We start from the raw sequence: 17,773 nt of genomic DNA on the forward strand, positions 1-17,773 counted from the left end.
CCTCCTTCAACCCCTTTTATCATTCGCTCTTTGATTATAATCTATTTTATTCTGTTACAATAATTATATTGCCAAGCAAATTCTTCTTTTTTAAACTCTATATTCAGCATAGTATATTCTATGTCTAAAGAAAAAGTTATAAAGATTCGTACATTAGATAATTTATTCGTTAAGTATAAGCTATTTTCCTCTATCTCCTCTGAAAATACAGCAATTTTCTACAGCATATTTTTTAGCTCTCCCCTTTTCAATCACCGTCAAAAAAAGGGGAGAAATGACAAAAATTATGAATGTTTTTGTCCCATTATCAGCAGATTTAGCTCTTCTTCTATTAATCCTAAATCTAAGCGCGCAAAAAGTGGCGTGACAGATAGTATTTCCTCAGGAAGTGTAGGCTGTAATCGCCACTCTAAATTTGTAATCCCAAGCATTGCTCTAATTTTCTGGGTGGAAAATGGGACAAAAGGTTCAAGAAGCTGGGCAAGATTGACAATCATAAATGTACAATTTGCTAATGTGATTTCACCAGCCTCCTTATCATTTTTTACTTGTTCCCACGGTTTTTGTTGATCAAAATAGCGATTTGCAGACCGAATATAAGCAAAAATTTCTTCTAACGCTTTTTTACTTTTTCCTCTTTCTATCCAATTACCTGCGCTTCGATAAACTTCGTCTGTGCTAGCAATGATTTCTTTGGAGACTTGTCTATTGGGAATCTTGCTGTTGTATGCTTTTTGAATAAACTTTAAGGTTCGATTCACAAAGTTCCCATAGGCGCCTAATAATTCACTATTATGACTATAAATAAATTCTCGCCACGAAAAGTCCGTATCTCTGGTTTCTGGAGCATTTATCGTTAAAAAATACCGAAGCGAATCAGGATCATATTTCTGCAAAATATAAGGAACCCAAACAGCCCAATTTTGACTAGTAGATAATTTCCTTTTTTCTAATGTTAAATATTCACTGGAGACAATATGGGTTGGTAGAGAATTTCTTCCCAATCCAAGTAAAATACTCGGCCAAATAACTGTATGAAATGGAATATTATCCTTTCCATGAACATAGTAAGATATTGTTTCAGAGTTCCAATAATCATCCACATGGAGACCTTTTGCTTTACAGGCCTCCATACTTGCTGTTAAGTAGCCTGCTACCGCTTCGATCCATACGTAAATTTTCTTTCCTTCAAAACCTTCTAATGGCACATCAATCCCATTAGGTAAATCTCTAGTTACTGCCCTATCTGGTAGTCCTTCTCGCAAATATCTTTTCGTTAAGGAAACTGCATTTTCATTCCAGAGCTGATTATCTTCTGCTTGTATTACATAGTTTTCTAGCTCTTTCTGAAAATTGCTAAAAGCGAAATAGAAATGTTCTGTTTTCTTAATGACTGGCTCCTCCCCACAAATTTTACAACGTTTATCTTCTAATTCTAGTGGGTCTAATATCGAAGAACAGTGATCGCATTGGTCCCCTCTGGCTCTTTGCTTGCAATAAGGACAAATTCCTTCTACAAATCTGTCTGGCAAGAACTGATTATTCTTTTGGCAGTATGCCTGCTCTACGGTTTTTTTGGATAAATACCCCTTTTGCAATAAGCTTAGAAAAATCTCTTGAACAGAAGCATGATGATGCTTTGCATCTGTTCTTGTGAAAAGATCATATGAAAAACCTAGCTTAGAAAAACACTGGGAAAATTCAGCATGATAGCGATCCGCTATTTCTTGAACGGATGTATTCTCTTGTTGGGCGCGAATAGAAATAGGTGTCCCATTACAATCACTTCCTGATACGTAAAGAACTTTTTCTCCCTTTTGCCGATAATAACGGGCTAAAATGTCCCCTGGCAATAATGCTGCCACGTGCCCTAAGTGCAAAGAGCCATTCGCATATGGCCATGCTCCTCCTATAAATATACTCATATTTACTTCCTCCTTTTATAGAATTGCTTCTTTCGTTCATTTGAAATTATTTATCCAAATAAAAAAAGCATAAAAAAACGCCCTAATCTAAAAAGATTAGGACGAGTTAACCCGTGGTACCACCTAGCTTCACAAATAGTTTACACTATTTGCCTCTATTCAGTACGTCTTTAAAAAAAGAAGAGATACTGCTGCTGTTATAACGAGTGCCTATCTCGTCGTAGTCTACTCACGGATCGTTTTCGGTACGAAGCTCCAAGGTCATTTTCAATAAGGTTCATTTGCCTCTTTTCCACCGTCAGAAGCTCTCTATAAAATCTCCCCTTATTTACTTTTCCTTTTCAACGCCTACAAATTTATTAAGACTTATTGTAATTATATCCATGCTAAATGTCAATATGTTTTGAAAAAACAGGATAATTTCTACCATCCACCCTATATGACAGCGCCTACATAAACATGCAGATCATTAGGAACGATAATGTTTCCATCTTTACTGTACTTATCGAAAAGAAACCCCAGTTCTTCTACAAATTCATCATAAAAAGGATCACCTTTTTGCGGAGAATAAGATGCAGAAAGATTTCGGCCAATAAAATGTTCTTTATTCATTTTTAATGGATTGGATACCGCATAATGTTCATATCCATTTGTGAAAAAATGCTGCAGACCTAAACGATCAATATTTATACCGCCACTAAAACCTTGGAAATTCGGACAATATCTTTTGGATATTTTAGCAGTTTCTGAATTTAATTGACTCGTATGATCACGACTATTCCAAATGAGCATCACCTGACCATTTTTCCTTAGTATACGTCTGCATTCTTTTTTAAATGCATCCGCTTCAAACCAATGAAACGCCTGTGCAACTGTAATTAAATCCACACTATTATCTGCGATTCCTGTGTTTTCGGCTGAAGCATCTAGGCAAGTTACTTGTTTGAAGTCTTCCATTCTTGCTTTAAGAATAGATCTCATATCATCATTTGGCTCTATAGCGATAATATTTGTGCCGATATTTGCAGCTAGCTCGGTAAAGATTCCTGTGCCTGCTCCAATATCTGCGATGACAAAATGATCATTTGAGCCACTATACTCGGAAATAAGCTCCTTAAAAAAACGTTTAGGATAACCTGGACGATAGTGATCATATAATGTAGACTTCCCTGAGAATTTAGCCTCTGAATTCATTGTATTCCCCCTCTTTTTAACCAGACCATTTCCTTCTGCCCTAATTAATCCTATTTCCACCATATTAAATAAATATTCCACAAATAGCATTACATTCCTGCTATTGTTTGATTAGAAACAGTCCAGCTTCCATTCAGACTTCATGCTGGACTGTAATCTTATAGATTAGGCTTTAGCAACATAACTTGCCAATGCTTTTTGGACGTCATAAATACTGTTATCTTTTTTAAACTGTTTTGAAATGGCGGGCAATTCTGCCCCAGAGATCCAAATTTTTAATTCAGCATCCAAATCAAAGTGACCTGCCGTTTCTATACTGAAACGCGAAATACTTTTATATGGTACAGACATATACTCAACTTTTTTACCTGTCAGTCCTTGCTTATCAACAAAAATTAGTCGTAAGTCTGTGAATACAATTAAATCTCTGACTAATTTATAAGCAAGCTCGATTCTTTCATTCGAACCGATTATGCTGCTTAATTCTTTTTCTAGTTCTTTCACATCTGTTTCACTTGCATTTCCCAACAACCCATTTAAAAAGCCCATTTAATCAACTCCATTTTTTGTTCATATAAAAATTTAAGATTTGTAGCTTAATTTAATTATCTACTTTCTTGCTAATGTTTGCAAAATATTCGATAATCATCTACTTGATTTTCTTTTACACCTGTAATAAAATTATTACATATGAAACATATAAAAAATGGAGACAAATTACTTCTTGTTCTTGAAGCATTATCAAACCCATACCGTTTGAAAATTATCGCTATCTTGAAAAATGAAAAGAAATATGTCAGCCAACTAGCAAGAGAGCTTGGAATCAGTAGACCGTTATTATATTTACATCTTCAAAAATTAGAAAATGCAGAATTAATTAAAGGTCATCATGAAATTTCTGAAGATGGAAAAGCAATGAAGTATTATGTGTTAATCCCTTTTTCGCTTCCTTTATCAGAGGAATTAATTGCAAACCTGGCTGATAGTGTCACGATTAAGAAAAGAAAGGAGTAAATAAAAAAATATTTTAGGGGGAACAAAATGCAAATATTTAGTATGATCAATCTCTTTATCGTAAGTATTCCTATTCTAATTGTACTTGGTTTCATATTTTATTTAGCAAGATATATGAAAAGAGCGGAAACTCGAGCAGATGAGAAGTTGAACTTAGAAAAAGAAAACATAGCTTATCAAAAAGAACAAATAGAAGCACTCCACAAATTGAAAGAAAGAATTGTGAACATCGAAAAATTGTTAAATGAGACAAATTAAAGGAGATAAACGATGAGCGTTCTTTTATTATTCTTGCCAACTTTAATTCTTTATATTTTTATTCCAGCTTTGCTGATTTTTATTCTCGTACGTTTTCTAAAAAGAAAAGAAGCACGAGCTATAGAAAGACTAAAAGTAGAAAAGGAAAGCCTTTCGATACATAAACAGCAAATGACCATTATTAATGACTTAAATAAAGAACTTTACGCGATTGAAAAAATGCTAAAAGATGTAGAATAATCTACACCATTTAGCATTTTTTTCTTTATCTTCATACATTATTCATTCAAAAAAGGGAAAAATAGTATTAAGACTAGGAAGGAATGAAGTGATGTATGAAAAGACAAACAAATTTACCATTGATAATCATGGTTATCCTCGTAATTATTATTCAACCTTTAAATGCTTTCGCCATTTCACCGAATGTTGTTATTACAAAACAATATAAAAATATTGAAGAACTAAAATATCCATCCCTTGTTAGTGCTCCTAACAACAAAGCGCAGAATAGCGTGAACAAAATCTTATTACAACATATAAAAGCATCGTATAATCAATACATAAAGTTGATGAAAGAAATGGAAAACCTAAAAAAAGATTCAATTTGCAAAGAATCAGCATCTGCCTGTCAGTTTGAATATATAACCAACTATCAAGTCAAATATAACCAAAATAATAAATTAAGCATTTTGTTTTCTGACTATCAATTTACCGGGGGAGCACATGGGAATACAGTGATAACAACCTATAATTTCGACCTCAAATCAGGAAAGCTATTAACATTAGATGACTTTCTACCTTCCAAGGAACATTATGGCAAAGTCACAACTTATGCGATAGCATATATGAAAAAACACCCAGAAATTTTTTACTCAGATGCAAAAGAATTCACCGATTTTAAAGTGACAGACGAAACGGATTTCTATTTAGCAGATAACGGGATAGTGCTCATTTTCCAGCAATATGAAGTTGCCCCGTATGCTTCTGGCAATCCTTCGATATTCATCCCGGCATCTGTATTCTCTATATAAGGAATAATAATTTAAAAAGTAAAGGTGCATTATTATACATTGCTTGAAGCCGAAACAGCTTCATCTAAAAAACCGATTCTGAAAGAGTTATTTTATGCGAACTAAAATAACTCTTTCAGAATCGTATTATAATTAATGAAAAACACGAATAATCATTAGAAGATCGTATGCAGGCTTCTAATAATTATTCGTGTTCGTCTTTTTAGTGGATATTCAACTGCTATTTTCCTTTATTTTTTCTTTGTCTCTCTATTTCTGCTTGCAGGCGGCCTTCAGGAGCAAAGTCTTTTTCCCAATTTGGCGGCTTAATAATTTTACCATCTTCTTCTCTAAATCTTGGTTTACCATCTTCAAATAGCTTACCCATATTTGCTTCTTGAACAATTTGGAAGAGAGAAAATGGTTCAACACCAGCAATGACAAAACTTCCTTGATTAAAGTATTCTACATCCGTTAAAGCATCCATTTGTGCTACTAATTTATCGTCAACGGGTTTCTTTTCCGAAAGTATTTTATCAGCAGCTTTATTTAGTCCCTTTAAAAACTGCTCATATAATGCTTTAAATTTACTTTCGTCCCCTTCTGCTGTTGCATATAAAAATTCTACTAACTCTTCTCCAGTCCAAACTGCTCGATTAACAGCTGTTTTTTCTGCGATTGCAGTAGGTTCTGCAGCTACTTCATGTCCAAATGCTTCATGAAATTTTTTTACCATATGATACATTGTATTATTATCCATTATTACTCCTTCTCACAACTTTAGCCAATTCCCTCAACTAGTCTAGCTTGGTTTAGTTAAGAATTGCTGACTTAATTAATTAATCATAGATATTGTACCATTAGATTCCCTGTTTTGCAGGGGATTCGATTAATTTTAAAAAATTTCACGGCAAAAGGCTTCTATATCTTTTATATAACACATTTAAAATCCTATTATAATAATCTTTTTCAAATAGTGAAAAAACACTAATTTACTACAGTTTAATAGCCTGTTATAATACTAGAGGGAAAGAGGTGTTTAATCAATGGAGATATTTAGTATTCAAGAATTAGAAAAAGTAATACGTCATGTCGAAATTGAAGGACAAGGGGGAATTTTTCAAGAAGAAACAGGGAAACAACCTAAAGATTATCCGAAGGAATTCCTTGGTCGTATCGTTAATTACATTACTGATAATCAGTTAATTAAAAAAATCCAGAAATTAACCGATGATGAAGCACTTCACTTATTTGTAAAATCAGTATACGTTGTCTGTATTAAGGATTTACATAGCGCTGATGATATCCAGGAACAAGATCTTGTACAAAAAGTTTTTTCTGATTATTTAAAAGAAACATCGATGGCCTAATAAAATATAAATATATTTTGCAACATAACAAAGACTAGGATGGCTTCCACCCTAGTCTATTTTTTCCATTGATTTAGTACGGTACATATTACTGTATATAAGCTTTGTCGGATTTTTTTTGTATAATTTTTCATATTTCTTGTGGGCCATTAAGTTATCTTTCCAATTAGGAGGAAAGACGATTTTCTCTTTTAATTCTTGAAAAATACTCATGTTTTTCCCACCCTTATCTAGATGATAATCTTCGTATACCCGCTTCCACTCCTTCTTTAAACCTAATTTTCCTAATCCATTTTTATTTTTAGTATGGAAAGGATTTTCCCAAAAAGAATCACACAATAGTTGTACTTCCCTCCATCTTTGCGTAAAATAAATAAATAGTTATCTATTTTTTAAAGGACAGGAAGTTAATTATGACAAAATTCGGTTGGTTTTTATCGTTGGTTGGATTTCTTGCAATCTTAAGTAGTATTCTTTATCCATTTGATGTTATTAGTAAGCAAACAGTCTTGATTCTTCTTTTTGGAGGCGCTGGAACTATGTTTGTTGGTTCAATGATTAGAAATTTATCCCTTCTTAAAAAAATTCCAAAATAACTGGAGGAAAACGGGAATACTAAGCTAATGCCCCATTTCTATCCAGTCACAAGGCTGTCTCTACAAACGGGACAGCCCTTTTCAATCAAGAGGAGGAAGGAAAATGGAAATTAGACAGCTACATTACTTCGTTGAAGTGGTGAAACAAAAAAATATGACAAAAGCCTCGGACAAGCTGCATATTTCACAGCCTGCTCTAAGTAAAGCGATCAAAAGCTTAGAAGCGGAGATTGGCTTAACCTTAATTCACCGTTCCAATAAAACCCATGAACTTACAGATGCAGGCTCAGTAGTTTATGAATATGGACAAAAAATTATTGCTCAGGTGGAAGAAATGTCATCCACCTTGCATGATATGACCAATTTAACAAGAGGAAATATTAATATTGGTCTTCCGCCGATCATTGGAAGCTTATTCTTCCCCAAAATAATCGCCGCATTTCATAAAGCATATCCAAATATCCAAATAAATATAAAAGAATATGGGGCGGCAAAAGTTGTGAAAAGTGTCGAAGAGGGTGAATTTGAAATGGGTGTCGCTGTTCTTCCTTTAGCAGATGAGGCTTTTAACGTCTTCCCACTTGTAAAGGAAGAAATGAAATTAATAGTACCTGTATCTCATCGGCTTGCAAATAAAAAGAAGGTGCAAATGAAAGAATTAAAAGAAGAAGAATTTATTTTTTACAGTGAAGAATTCGCCTTATATGAAATTATGCGCAAAAAGTTCATTCAAGAAGGATTTGAACCAAATATTATCTTCAAAAGCTCCCAGTGGGACTTTATGGTTGAGATTGTGGCAGCGAACCTAGGAATTTCGATTCTCCCCGAATCAATATGCAATCGAGCAAATAATAATCAAGTTCGGTTTGTTGATTTAGAACCTATTACCAATTGGGAACTAGTTATCATTACGAAAAAGGATCGCTATTTATCCGTTGCTAGCAGAAGATTCATTGACTTTGTTCTTAACAATGAATAAGGTCTATATAGCTCTGCTAGCATCATTATAACTATTAGTTATATTAACTATAATTACTATGTATTTTACGAATAACCAAGTTAAGCGTATGATATTCATATACGAAACAGATGGAAGATTTCATTCCATCAAATGAATATCAGAAGGTGATCTCATTGAAGAATATAGTGATAATTGCTGGGCAAATCATATTCCTTCACGTTTTTCTTTTTATCGGGATGGGAATTAAAATGATTGTTACGATACCAATTCCTGCTTCAATGATTGGATTAATAATTCTTTTTATTGGATTAAAGCTTAAATTAGTGAAAGTGGAATGGGTAGAAAAAGGAGCAGCTTGGCTGCTTGCAGAATTGTTATTATTTTTTATTCCATCAGCTGTTGGAATTGTTAATTATAACGAAATTTTCAATATAAAAGGAATTGAAACAGTCTTACTAATTGCAATAAGCACATTTTTTGTTATGGGGGCTACTGGTTTTACTGCTGAAAAAATTTATAACAGAAAGAGACGTTTTAGCAAATGATCAAAATTATTATTCTTACCATTATGACTTATGTACTTTATCGAATAGCAAAAGCATGTTATAAAAAATATAATATGCCGCTATTTCACCCATTATTAGTTACCCCCATCTTGCTCATCTTATTTATTACTGTTTTTCATATTCCAGCAACAACTTATATGGAATCAGCTCAGCCTTTAACCCATTTATTGGGTCCAGCGACTATCGCTTTTGCTGTTCCTATTTATAAAAATTTACATTTATTGAAAAAGCATTTTTCCATTATTATAGTCAGTGTAACAACAGGCACATTGGTTGCTATCTTTTCATCCTATTTATTATCTATTTTGATTCGATTAAACAATGATTTTATTATGAGTATTTTACCGCGTTCCATAACTACCCCTATCGCTATTGTTGTTTCAGAAGAAATCGGTGGTCTGCCGACATTAACAACAATATTCGTCATTATAACAGGGGTTCTTGGAGGAATTATAGGTCCTTATGCTATAAAATGGCTGTCCCTTCGTTCTCCCATTGCAAAAGGCTTAGCGCTTGGAATGGGAGCACATGGGGTTGGAACATCAAAAGCAATGGAAATTGGTGAACAAGAAGCAACCTTCTCGACATTAGCCATGATATTAGCAGCATGGATCACTGTCCTATGGGGTACATCCTTAATTCCATTAATGCTTAGCTTGACTGTATGATTAATCGAGTTTTAGGGACAAAAAATTTTATTGGAGCTGCATTAAAAACGCAAAAATAGTGCTAGAGACATTAAACTCCTAAGGAAAGGTGAATGTCTCTAGCACTATGGAATGTTCGATAAAAATGATCAAAAGAGCTCAAACGATATATGTTTGCATTTATGTATTTATTTGCGTTTATTTTAAGCTGGAAAATAAACGCAAATATCAAAAAAATCTCCATCAGTGGTTTGGACCATACAAGATTTATCCCACTAAATATAACCTTCAGTGGAAAAGTCTTGTGAGGTCCATCCTATTTTGGAAAATTCCTCTTTTATTTTGAATATATACTATTATTATTTACTACTTGAAGCTCTCTAGTTGTTTTTACCATGTCACTTCCGCAGATTGGGCACTTTGGTGTCTCACTGCTTTTAAAATTATCACGAATCCAACATTTACATGTGTCTGATGTACAATCCCAAACCACCACTTCTTCTTTAACAATTTCTTCATTATTTCTTCTACCAAATCCCATTGCCAAATGAAGCACCTCCAGGAAGCTAATTATTTGTTAAAACTTCGATTCCCATATTCGTTCATAAAAGTAAATCATTTACTGCTACGAACTAAATAATGAACTACAAAACGATAGTTTTAACAGGATAAAAATAAAAAACACTTGTAAACCAGAGAAAAACATAAAAATCCCTAAACAAGTGTAAACAAAAAATATGAACAAAATCTATTATTAAATATACCATATCCTGATAAAAATGTCAAACTGTTTATTATGCCATACTTTCTACCCTCAATGCAAATATTATTTTAAAAAACTACTTTATTTTTTTAAAATCGATTAGAGAGCAATTTAGTCCTAGCAAGAATACAATTAGCTATTCCCGCTTTTATATGATATTATTTTCAGAGTGAAAACACTATAATATTGTTGCGAATTTATTGGAGGTTTATGGAGTGAACATTAAAGAATATACTGTTGAGGAAATTAAAGATCCTACCGGCATTCTTGCTGGTCAGCGCTTTGAATTTTTTCTTACTGTCGAGTTTGATGAGGAAGATGAATTAGCAGATGAAGATCATTTACAAATAAAAATCTTATTTTCAGTAGACGAAAATGGATCCCGTATATTGAATTATCATTTTTATAATAGTTTAGAAAATAAATATTTGGATTATGGTTTAGAGGATGAAGAATTAGAACAAATACAAGCATTTTGCAAGCAGCATTATTTAGAGGATTAATATTAAACCAATGCCGTTCAGATGGAATTACGCTAATAAAGCTGGAGAAAATAATCTCCAGCTTTTTTCTTTATACTTCTACCGATTTTCCATCCTCTACAATATGGTGCATTAAATGAGCCAGATAGTGAATAGGGCCAAAGTCCTCTTCCTCTTCTTCGCCTTCTTCATATTGGAGATCATTTAGGTGCAAGGCAACAAATTGATAAAAATCTTTTAGTTGAAAACTAAAGCATGCTGTTGGTTCTTCCTTTTCTTCTTCATATTGCAGAACTAAGTATGATTCTTTACCGTGTTCATCTTCAGCGTCAAAATAAATAAAGAATCCGATATTTGTATCTAATTCAAATAATTGACGTGTACCGCCACTGGTAACACGATTAAAATCGTCCTCACTTAGTTTTTGCACAATCATTTGGTCTACTCCATCTTCTACATGAAAATTCACTGTAAATTCTTTCATGGTCTGCACCTCTTTCTTTCTCTATATCACTTAACAGATCAAAACTAACTCCACTTTAAACTCAATGTGGAACACAGCTGCATGATCCGTAAGAAACAAACATCAAGGAAATTTTTTCCCGCTTGATGAAAGTATTCTATCTTATTTTATCCAAACAGTTTCCATTTAGCAAAAAAAGAGCCCCGTAGGACTCTTCCTTACATTTTATAGTTTTGTTACATTTACAGCCTGCGGCCCGCGGCTGCCTTCTTCTATATCAAAATTAACTTCTTGACCTTCGTCTAAAGTTTTGAATCCTTCTGTTTGGATTGCTGAATAATGTACAAATACATCTTCTCCGCCATCTACTTCGATAAATCCAAAGCCTTTTTCTGAATTAAACCATTTTACTTTACCTGTTGCCATTTTTTTATTGCCTCCTAGATTTAAATAACAAGGATATATCCTATCCTTCATTTAACTAGTTTCCCCAATTTATTTCTTTTAAAACGCTGAAACATTAAATTCCATTATTTTCTTCCTACTATTAGGGAGACATAGGTATAAAGTAAACTTAAAACGATTACTTACTTCTGTTACGACTTCTAGGTCTTCTATCACCAGAAGAGTTTGGGCGTTTTCTATCATAGCTGCCTCGTTCTCCCCCACGATCAGAACGACGTCTACGATTACCGCCGCCAGATCGGTTATCTTTTTTCTTTGAACGCAGTGGCTCAACAGCCGTTAATTTAACTGGTGTAGCATCTGGCTCTTTTGTAAGAAGCTTCAATGCTGCTGCAAGTAGTGTTACAGAATCTGTTTCTTCTAATAAACCTTCTGCAACTCGCTTATACTCTGCATAGTCATTTTCTTCGATTGTTTTGGCAATTTTACTAATTGTTGCTTGTTGGTTTCCAGCTAACACATCTGTTAGAGAAGGAATCGGCTTTTTCGTCATTGATTTCTTCGTCACATTTTCAATAATACGTAAATGATCAAGTTCTCTAGGAGAAACAAATGTTACAGCAAGACCTTTTTTACCAGCACGTCCTGTTCTACCGATTCGGTGAACATAGCTTTCTGGATCTTGTGGGATATCAAAGTTATAAACATGAGACACACCGCTGATGTCAAGTCCTCTAGCTGCTACATCTGTTGCTACCATAATATCAATGCTTTGTTCCTTGAAACGACGAATTACTTGGTCACGTTTACCTTGTGGAATATCACCATGAATTCCTTCTGCAGAGTATCCACGTTTAATAAGACCTTCCACCACTTCGTCCACACGTCTCTTCGTACGACCAAAGACAATAGCAAGTTCAGGTGATTGAATATCCAGCAAGCTGCATAATACATCAAATTTTTGACGTTCTTGTACTTCGATATAATGTTGCTCAATGTTTGTAACAGTCATTTCTTTCGCTTTCACTCTTACAACTTGAGGTTCAACCATAAATCTTTCAGCAAGGCTTTGAATTCTTTTCGGCATTGTTGCTGAAAACAATAACGTTTGACGAGACTCTGGAGTTTCGCTTAAGATTCTTTCAATATCATCAATGAAGCCCATGTTAAGCATTTCATCTGCCTCATCAAGAACAATCATTTTTAAATCTTGTAAACGAATTGTCTTACGCTCAATATGGTCAATTAATCGACCAGGTGTAGCCGCAATAATTTCCGGCTTCTTTTTAAGTCCGCGAATTTGGCGGTTAATGTCTTGTCCACCGTATATTGGCAGGGTACGGATTCCTTTTACTGAGCCAATACGATTTAATTCTTCTGCTACTTGGACTGCTAATTCTCTCGTTGGAGCAATAACTAGTCCTTGAACTGCTTTGCCAACCTCAATTTTTTCTAATAAAGGCACACCAAAGGCAGTTGTTTTACCAGTACCTGTTTGAGCTTGTCCAATCATGTCCTTACCTGATAATGCAATCGGAATCGCCTGCGCCTGAATTGGTGTTGGCTCTTCAAATCCCATATTTGATAATGCTTTTTCTAAACTGCTGCTTAATTTAAAATCTGAAAAAGTTGTCAATACTTTTTCCTCCTTGTTATTGTACTCCGTTGATTGATATTCCTTAGAATATAGGGCCAGAAATGTCGTAGGATAGGATCTTTATCATTTTTAAATGAATGGATCCCACTAATTTTAGCGCATGATTACTCTTATATAGACCTTAAAACACCGCCCTATTATTAGGGACATTATTTGTTTAGAAAATACCAACCTAGAGTGTATTGTTTTATTTTGTTATAAATATATACTCTCCATTTTATTTCACTTTTTTTCATTTTCCAAAACATTAAGGTAAATAGGACCAATTAAAAGCCTGCATACCATACTTTAGTGGGAAATTATGTGGTTTTTTAACGGATGAATATAATGAAGTTGATGGAGAATTTTTTATCCAAATGCTAATCTAAGCCATTGATTTTTGTTATTCTTCCTTTCAATGAAAAACAAAAGCTTTATGGGAAACATCATTAAAAAAGGTGATGCATTTTGAAAGGCATCACCTTTTTTTGTTTTCTTATTAAGCTTTAGTTACGTTAGAAGCTTGTGGTCCACGGTTACCTTCAACGATTTCAAAAGTTACGTCTTGGCCTTCTTCTAAAGTTTTGAAACCTTCTGTTTGAATTGCAGAGAAGTGAACAAATACGTCTTGACCTTCAGAAGACTCGATGAATCCAAAACCTTTTTCTGCGTTAAACCATTTTACTTTACCTGTGTTCATTGTAAAACCTCCAAAAATGTGTTACACACTAAGCACCTAATATAACTTTTAGGAATCGATACGTCATTCAACATGAAAAAGCCGTAACTGAAATGATGTAGAAGAAATCGCCTACATACATTGCAGCTACGACCACCTTATCCATAAAACATATACCGAACTTAATTGCGTTACACTTATAATATAATTTTTTTACGTTTTTGTCAATAACGTTTTCAAAACTTATAATATTACACCAATGGTAGATTTTTCCTGTTTAATTTTTTAACGTTATTCCCCGATTGCTGCTTCTGCAGAGTCAACCGTATGCTTTAACAGCATACTAATCGTAACTGGTCCAACTCCTCCTGGAACCGGGGTAATGGCAGAGGCTTTTTCTAAACAAGCTTCATAATCAACATCTCCGATATTGCCTTTATTATAGCCGGCATCCAAAATAACGGCACCTGGTTTAATCCATTCACCTTGAATAAAATTAGGTTTTCCAACAGCAGCAATCACAATGTCTGCTTGTCTGACATGATTTTCTAAATGAACCGTTCTTGAGTGGCAGGTTGTCACGGTTGCATCTTTATTTAAAAGCAATGCAGAAACAGGCTTTCCTAAAATTGGACTACGCCCTACTACTACCGCATGTTTTCCATTAACTTCTATATTATAATGCTCCATAATTTTCATTATAGCTGCTGGAGTACAGGATGGATATTTACCAAATCCTAAAGCTGTTTGCCCATATCCAAAACTAGTAACACCGTCCACGTCTTTCTCAATCTCAATTGCTTCAAATGCTTTCCGTTCATCTATATGGCTTGGAACTGGATGTTGTAAAAGAATCCCATGCACCTTTTCATCCTTATTTAATGAATGAATCGTTGCTAACAACTCTTCTGTTGTTGTTTGTTTATCTAAATGAATTTTTCTTGATTCTATGCCGAGCTTTGCACATGCATTCCCTTTCATTCGTACATACGTTGCGGATGAAGGATCATCGCCAACTAATATTGTTGCCAAGCATGGAGTAATCCCTTTTTCCTTTAAAGCACTTATTCTTCCTCTTAATTCATCTTTTACTGCATTTGCTACTACATTTCCGTCTAAAATTAATTTTTCCGACATGTATATACCTCCTGGTAAATTATAAAAAAGAAGTGCTTTTTTGCCCTTCTGCCCAGACGACCGGCTATACATATACACAGCTCCCATATGGTTATTTCCATTTATGTCGTCAGTCACTATGTATTGATAAGTTCATTTGTATCATATCATAGCTCCCTTTCAAATAAAATAATCTTCCCGTTATTTTATTTGAAAGATAGTGGAAAGTACCAGATTAGCTTTATCAAATATAAAAGGACCTTTTAAGTCTGATGATCAACTCAGATTTAAAAGGTCCCATTCATGTATTCATCGATCGAATACAATTAAGCAATGCATATATTTAAGGAAATACACTTCTATTAAAAATGGTGTAATGCCTAAAACAACGAAAGCCCTACCTCTCTTTCATCCTTACGGTTCCTAGACCGCGCCAGTGTGAATTTAGGGTGAATTGTGCAGAACACAAAAATACATTTTTGAAAAAATAATGGAAGGATTAATCCGCATTAGGAAGGATTTAAATGTGTTTTTGAAGATAAATGGAGTGTAATTGTTTTGAATGCTATTATATAGTTGTTCCGTATACTTATAAATTTCCTGTTACTTTACACAATAATTCTACAAAATTCTGTTAAACCTCAAATACATACAAGGAACATCTTATCGCAAAATTTGCTTATAGTCAACTATTAGTTTCCCTATTTTTGTAAAAACGCTTATTTTGTGGAAGGGTTAATCGATATTCTCACTATTATCAGGCACTCGTTTCCCTCCATTTCATACACTTAATTACCATGTTGTAATCAATGAGCTTCCTATCCTGTTGTCTGCTCGAGGCGACCGCATGAATCACTTACGTGCGGTCGCTTCGAGCTAACCAACCTATCATTTGTTCTAAAGAATTTCATTAAATGGGAAAGCCTTATTTCCTATTAACTTTCCATTACCCTGCAAACGGAATAGTTGCTTTGTGTATTTCTTTTTCTAGTTCGGCTGTTAGGGTATTAGTTCTTTCGGTGCTCCAATCGTAATATTCTGCCATGTATTCAATTACTGCATCTTTTACTTCCTTTACTTTAGCAATATCAAATAAAAGCATTCCTGTCCGTCTTAGTAGTACATCTGTCGGAGTTATTGCATATTCATATTCCATTGCATAGTGAATCCGTGCAAGTAGGACTGGGGAAAGTTCTTCATATTTCCCGCTTAACTCCTTTGCAATTTCATAAAGAATAGGCGCATTACTGCCATATAGCCTTGCAATGTTTTCTGCTTCCTCTTTTGAAAGTCCTCCATTCATTCCCTTTGATACAACATCTTGGATATACGTAGAAAAACCTTTTGAACCACCAACATCTCCACCAGAGATTGGCATCGACTTTGTCATACATTGTTTAAATGACTTCCCCGTCTTCTCTTGCAATCTAGTGGAAACAAGATTAACAACTGTTTCAGCCATTTTACGATACCCCGTTAATTTCCCTCCAGCAATAGTAATAAGCCGACTGTCAGACTCCCAGATTTCATCCTTGCGAGAAATTTCAGAGGGATCTTTTCCATCTTCCAAAATCAATGGTCTAACTCCCGCCCAGCTTGACTCCACATCTTCTGCGGAAACGGAGATCGAAGGAAACATAAACTTAATTGCTTCTAAAAGATAATCTCTATCTTCTTTCGACATCGAAGGATGAATGGGATCTTCACTATAAAAAGTATCTGTTGTCCCAACATATGTTTTTCCATCCCGTGGAATAGCAAAAACCATTCTCTTATCTGGTGTATCAAAATAAATCGCTTGTTTTAAAGGAAATACAGATTGATCAATAACTAAATGAACCCCTTTTGTCAGCTGAAGCGCTTTACCTTTTCGGCTTCCATCAATCGTTCTTAATGTATCAACCCATGGTCCAGTTGCATTTACCACAACATTGGCATAAATAGGGTAAACCGTATTTGTGATAAGATTTCTAACTTCTACACCTTCTACTTTTCCGTTTTTATCATATAGGAAGTTCTCTACTTTCGTATAGTTAATCGCAGCTGCACCACAATCTACGGCCTTTTTCATTACCTCTACAGTCAGTCGGCTGTCATCTGTGCGATATTCCACATAATACCCTCCGCCTTTAAGACCATCTTTCTTAATTAATGGCTCTTTTGCAAGTGTTTCTTCTTTCGATAGCATTTTTCTTCGTTCCGATTTTTTTACTCCAGCTAAGAAATCATATACTCTTAGACCAATATTGGTGGAAAATTTTCCAAACGTTCCTCCTTGGTGTAACGGAAGTAACATCCATTCTGGTGTAGTTACATGTGGTCCATTTTCATACACCACTTCTCTCTCCTTCCCTACTTCTGCAACCATCTTCACTTCAAATTGCTTTAAATAGCGGAGACCACCATGGACGAGCTTTGTTGATCTGCTTGAAGTTCCTGCTGAAAAATCCTGCATTTCTACAAGAGCAACTTCCATTCCTCTAGCTGCGGCATCTAAAGCAATTCCCGCTCCTGTAATACCTCCCCCGATCACTAACACATCAAATTTATTATTCATTAACTGTTGTTGTATTTTTTCTCTACTACTTGGCTTCTTTTGCAAAGTAAAACCCTCCCTATACTTAAAAAACTTGTTAGTTTAATAATTTCCTTTCGTAATACATTCAAAACAATTTAGTTTGTACATGA

At 34.4% G+C, this 17,773-nt stretch carries 22 protein-coding genes, 1 riboswitch and 1 other annotated feature; of the genes, 10 read left to right on the forward strand and 12 right to left on the reverse strand.

The genetic code is table 11. The features are described from left to right. Positions 1 to 284: 284 nt before the first annotated feature. From metG to NSQ92_RS11845, 3 genes are all read right to left on the reverse strand, one after another. Positions 285 to 1,925 (reverse strand): methionine--tRNA ligase, encoded by a 1,641-nt coding sequence (gene metG, locus NSQ92_RS11835; RefSeq protein ID WP_341152814.1) that lies wholly within the window; start codon positions 1,923 to 1,925, stop codon positions 285 to 287. 94 nt (positions 1,926 to 2,019) lie between these two features. After that, positions 2,020 to 2,279, reverse strand: a binding site (T-box leader). Between the two features lie 81 nt (positions 2,280 to 2,360). Continuing rightward, positions 2,361 to 3,119 (reverse strand): class I SAM-dependent methyltransferase, encoded by a 759-nt coding sequence (locus tag NSQ92_RS11840; RefSeq protein ID WP_047940703.1) that lies wholly within the window; start codon positions 3,117 to 3,119, stop codon positions 2,361 to 2,363. A 165-nt stretch (positions 3,120 to 3,284) separates the two neighbouring features. Continuing rightward, positions 3,285 to 3,668, reverse strand: a complete 384-nt coding sequence (locus NSQ92_RS11845) for a PH domain-containing protein (protein ID WP_047940507.1) — start codon at positions 3,666 to 3,668, stop codon at positions 3,285 to 3,287. A gap of 141 nt (positions 3,669 to 3,809) precedes the next feature. Here NSQ92_RS11845 and NSQ92_RS11850 point away from each other — a divergent pair, with 141 nt between their 5' ends. From NSQ92_RS11850 to NSQ92_RS11865, 4 genes are all read left to right on the forward strand, one after another. Continuing rightward, the gene (locus tag NSQ92_RS11850; RefSeq protein ID WP_047940506.1) at positions 3,810 to 4,133 is read left to right on the forward strand and encodes an ArsR/SmtB family transcription factor; all 324 of its coding nucleotides are present in this window, start codon (positions 3,810 to 3,812) and stop codon (positions 4,131 to 4,133) included. A gap of 27 nt (positions 4,134 to 4,160) precedes the next feature. Further along, on the forward strand, positions 4,161 to 4,391 hold the full coding sequence (locus NSQ92_RS11855) for a hypothetical protein (protein ID WP_047940505.1): 231 nt from the start codon (positions 4,161 to 4,163) through the stop codon (positions 4,389 to 4,391). Positions 4,392 to 4,403: 12 nt separating this feature from the next. Continuing rightward, entirely contained in the window at positions 4,404 to 4,631 is a 228-nt protein-coding gene (locus NSQ92_RS11860; RefSeq protein ID WP_047940504.1) for a hypothetical protein, read from the forward strand. A 95-nt stretch (positions 4,632 to 4,726) separates the two neighbouring features. Further along, positions 4,727 to 5,422 carry a DUF3298 and DUF4163 domain-containing protein gene (locus tag NSQ92_RS11865; RefSeq protein ID WP_095259046.1) on the forward strand — a complete coding sequence of 232 codons (696 nt, stop codon included), beginning with the start codon at positions 4,727 to 4,729 and terminating at the stop codon, positions 5,420 to 5,422. A 220-nt stretch (positions 5,423 to 5,642) separates the two neighbouring features. Here the strand turns inward: NSQ92_RS11865 and NSQ92_RS11870 are convergent, their stop codons facing one another. Continuing rightward, complete coding sequence (locus NSQ92_RS11870; RefSeq protein ID WP_047940502.1) at positions 5,643 to 6,161, reverse strand: HAD family hydrolase; 519 nt, start codon at positions 6,159 to 6,161, stop codon at positions 5,643 to 5,645. 286 nt (positions 6,162 to 6,447) lie between these two features. Here NSQ92_RS11870 and NSQ92_RS11875 point away from each other — a divergent pair, with 286 nt between their 5' ends. After that, positions 6,448 to 6,771, forward strand: a complete 324-nt coding sequence (locus NSQ92_RS11875) for a hypothetical protein (protein ID WP_047940501.1) — start codon at positions 6,448 to 6,450, stop codon at positions 6,769 to 6,771. Positions 6,772 to 6,822: 51 nt separating this feature from the next. Here the strand turns inward: NSQ92_RS11875 and NSQ92_RS11880 are convergent, their stop codons facing one another. Continuing rightward, positions 6,823 to 7,110, reverse strand: a complete 288-nt coding sequence (locus tag NSQ92_RS11880) for a hypothetical protein (RefSeq protein WP_047940500.1) — start codon at positions 7,108 to 7,110, stop codon at positions 6,823 to 6,825. A 74-nt stretch (positions 7,111 to 7,184) separates the two neighbouring features. On the opposite strand from NSQ92_RS11880, the gene NSQ92_RS11885 reads away from it, so the two are divergent. From NSQ92_RS11885 to NSQ92_RS11900, 4 genes are all read left to right on the forward strand, one after another. After that, positions 7,185 to 7,367: a hypothetical protein gene (locus NSQ92_RS11885; protein WP_047940499.1), complete on the forward strand. Its 183-nt coding sequence runs from the start codon at positions 7,185 to 7,187 to the stop codon at positions 7,365 to 7,367. Positions 7,368 to 7,470: 103 nt separating this feature from the next. Then, positions 7,471 to 8,346 (forward strand): LysR family transcriptional regulator, encoded by an 876-nt coding sequence (locus tag NSQ92_RS11890; protein WP_047940498.1) that lies wholly within the window; start codon positions 7,471 to 7,473, stop codon positions 8,344 to 8,346. A gap of 146 nt (positions 8,347 to 8,492) precedes the next feature. After that, on the forward strand, positions 8,493 to 8,873 hold the full coding sequence (locus NSQ92_RS11895; RefSeq protein WP_235844422.1) for a CidA/LrgA family protein: 381 nt from the start codon (positions 8,493 to 8,495) through the stop codon (positions 8,871 to 8,873). Then, positions 8,870 to 9,562 carry an LrgB family protein gene (locus NSQ92_RS11900; protein WP_061796380.1) on the forward strand — a complete coding sequence of 231 codons (693 nt, stop codon included), beginning with the start codon at positions 8,870 to 8,872 and terminating at the stop codon, positions 9,560 to 9,562. Before NSQ92_RS11895 ends, NSQ92_RS11900 begins: the two co-directional genes overlap by 4 nt. Before the next feature lie 316 nt (positions 9,563 to 9,878). Here the strand turns inward: NSQ92_RS11900 and NSQ92_RS11905 are convergent, their stop codons facing one another. Beyond that, positions 9,879 to 10,082, reverse strand: a complete 204-nt coding sequence (locus NSQ92_RS11905) for a cold-inducible protein YdjO-related protein (protein ID WP_171510321.1) — start codon at positions 10,080 to 10,082, stop codon at positions 9,879 to 9,881. Positions 10,083 to 10,519: 437 nt separating this feature from the next. Here NSQ92_RS11905 and NSQ92_RS11910 point away from each other — a divergent pair, with 437 nt between their 5' ends. Continuing rightward, entirely contained in the window at positions 10,520 to 10,807 is a 288-nt protein-coding gene (locus NSQ92_RS11910; protein WP_047940493.1) for a DUF6509 family protein, read from the forward strand. A 70-nt stretch (positions 10,808 to 10,877) separates the two neighbouring features. Here NSQ92_RS11910 and NSQ92_RS11915 read toward each other — a convergent pair whose 3' ends face one another. From NSQ92_RS11915 to NSQ92_RS11940, 6 genes are all read right to left on the reverse strand, one after another. Further along, positions 10,878 to 11,270, reverse strand: coding sequence for a hypothetical protein (locus NSQ92_RS11915; protein WP_047940492.1), 393 nt, complete (start codon positions 11,268 to 11,270; stop codon positions 10,878 to 10,880). A gap of 204 nt (positions 11,271 to 11,474) precedes the next feature. Then, positions 11,475 to 11,675 carry a cold-shock protein gene (locus tag NSQ92_RS11920; protein ID WP_047940491.1) on the reverse strand — a complete coding sequence of 67 codons (201 nt, stop codon included), beginning with the start codon at positions 11,673 to 11,675 and terminating at the stop codon, positions 11,475 to 11,477. A gap of 157 nt (positions 11,676 to 11,832) precedes the next feature. Beyond that, the gene (locus NSQ92_RS11925) at positions 11,833 to 13,290 is read right to left on the reverse strand and encodes a DEAD/DEAH box helicase (RefSeq protein ID WP_047940490.1); all 1,458 of its coding nucleotides are present in this window, start codon (positions 13,288 to 13,290) and stop codon (positions 11,833 to 11,835) included. Between the two features lie 499 nt (positions 13,291 to 13,789). Next, a complete protein-coding gene (locus NSQ92_RS11930) occupies positions 13,790 to 13,990 on the reverse strand; it encodes a cold-shock protein (protein WP_016203922.1) in 201 nt (66 codons plus the stop codon). Positions 13,991 to 14,260: 270 nt separating this feature from the next. Next, complete coding sequence (locus NSQ92_RS11935) at positions 14,261 to 15,106, reverse strand: bifunctional 5,10-methylenetetrahydrofolate dehydrogenase/5,10-methenyltetrahydrofolate cyclohydrolase (protein ID WP_047940489.1); 846 nt, start codon at positions 15,104 to 15,106, stop codon at positions 14,261 to 14,263. 43 nt (positions 15,107 to 15,149) lie between these two features. Next, positions 15,150 to 15,233, reverse strand: a riboswitch (ZMP/ZTP riboswitch). 798 nt (positions 15,234 to 16,031) lie between these two features. Beyond that, positions 16,032 to 17,642, reverse strand: a complete 1,611-nt coding sequence (locus NSQ92_RS11940; protein ID WP_047940702.1) for a glycerol-3-phosphate dehydrogenase/oxidase — start codon at positions 17,640 to 17,642, stop codon at positions 16,032 to 16,034. Positions 17,643 to 17,773: the final 131 nt, after the last annotated feature.

It is taken from the genome of Niallia sp. FSL M8-0099, assembly GCF_038006945.1.
Lineage (GTDB): Bacteria > Bacillota > Bacilli > Bacillales > Cytobacillaceae > Niallia > Niallia circulans.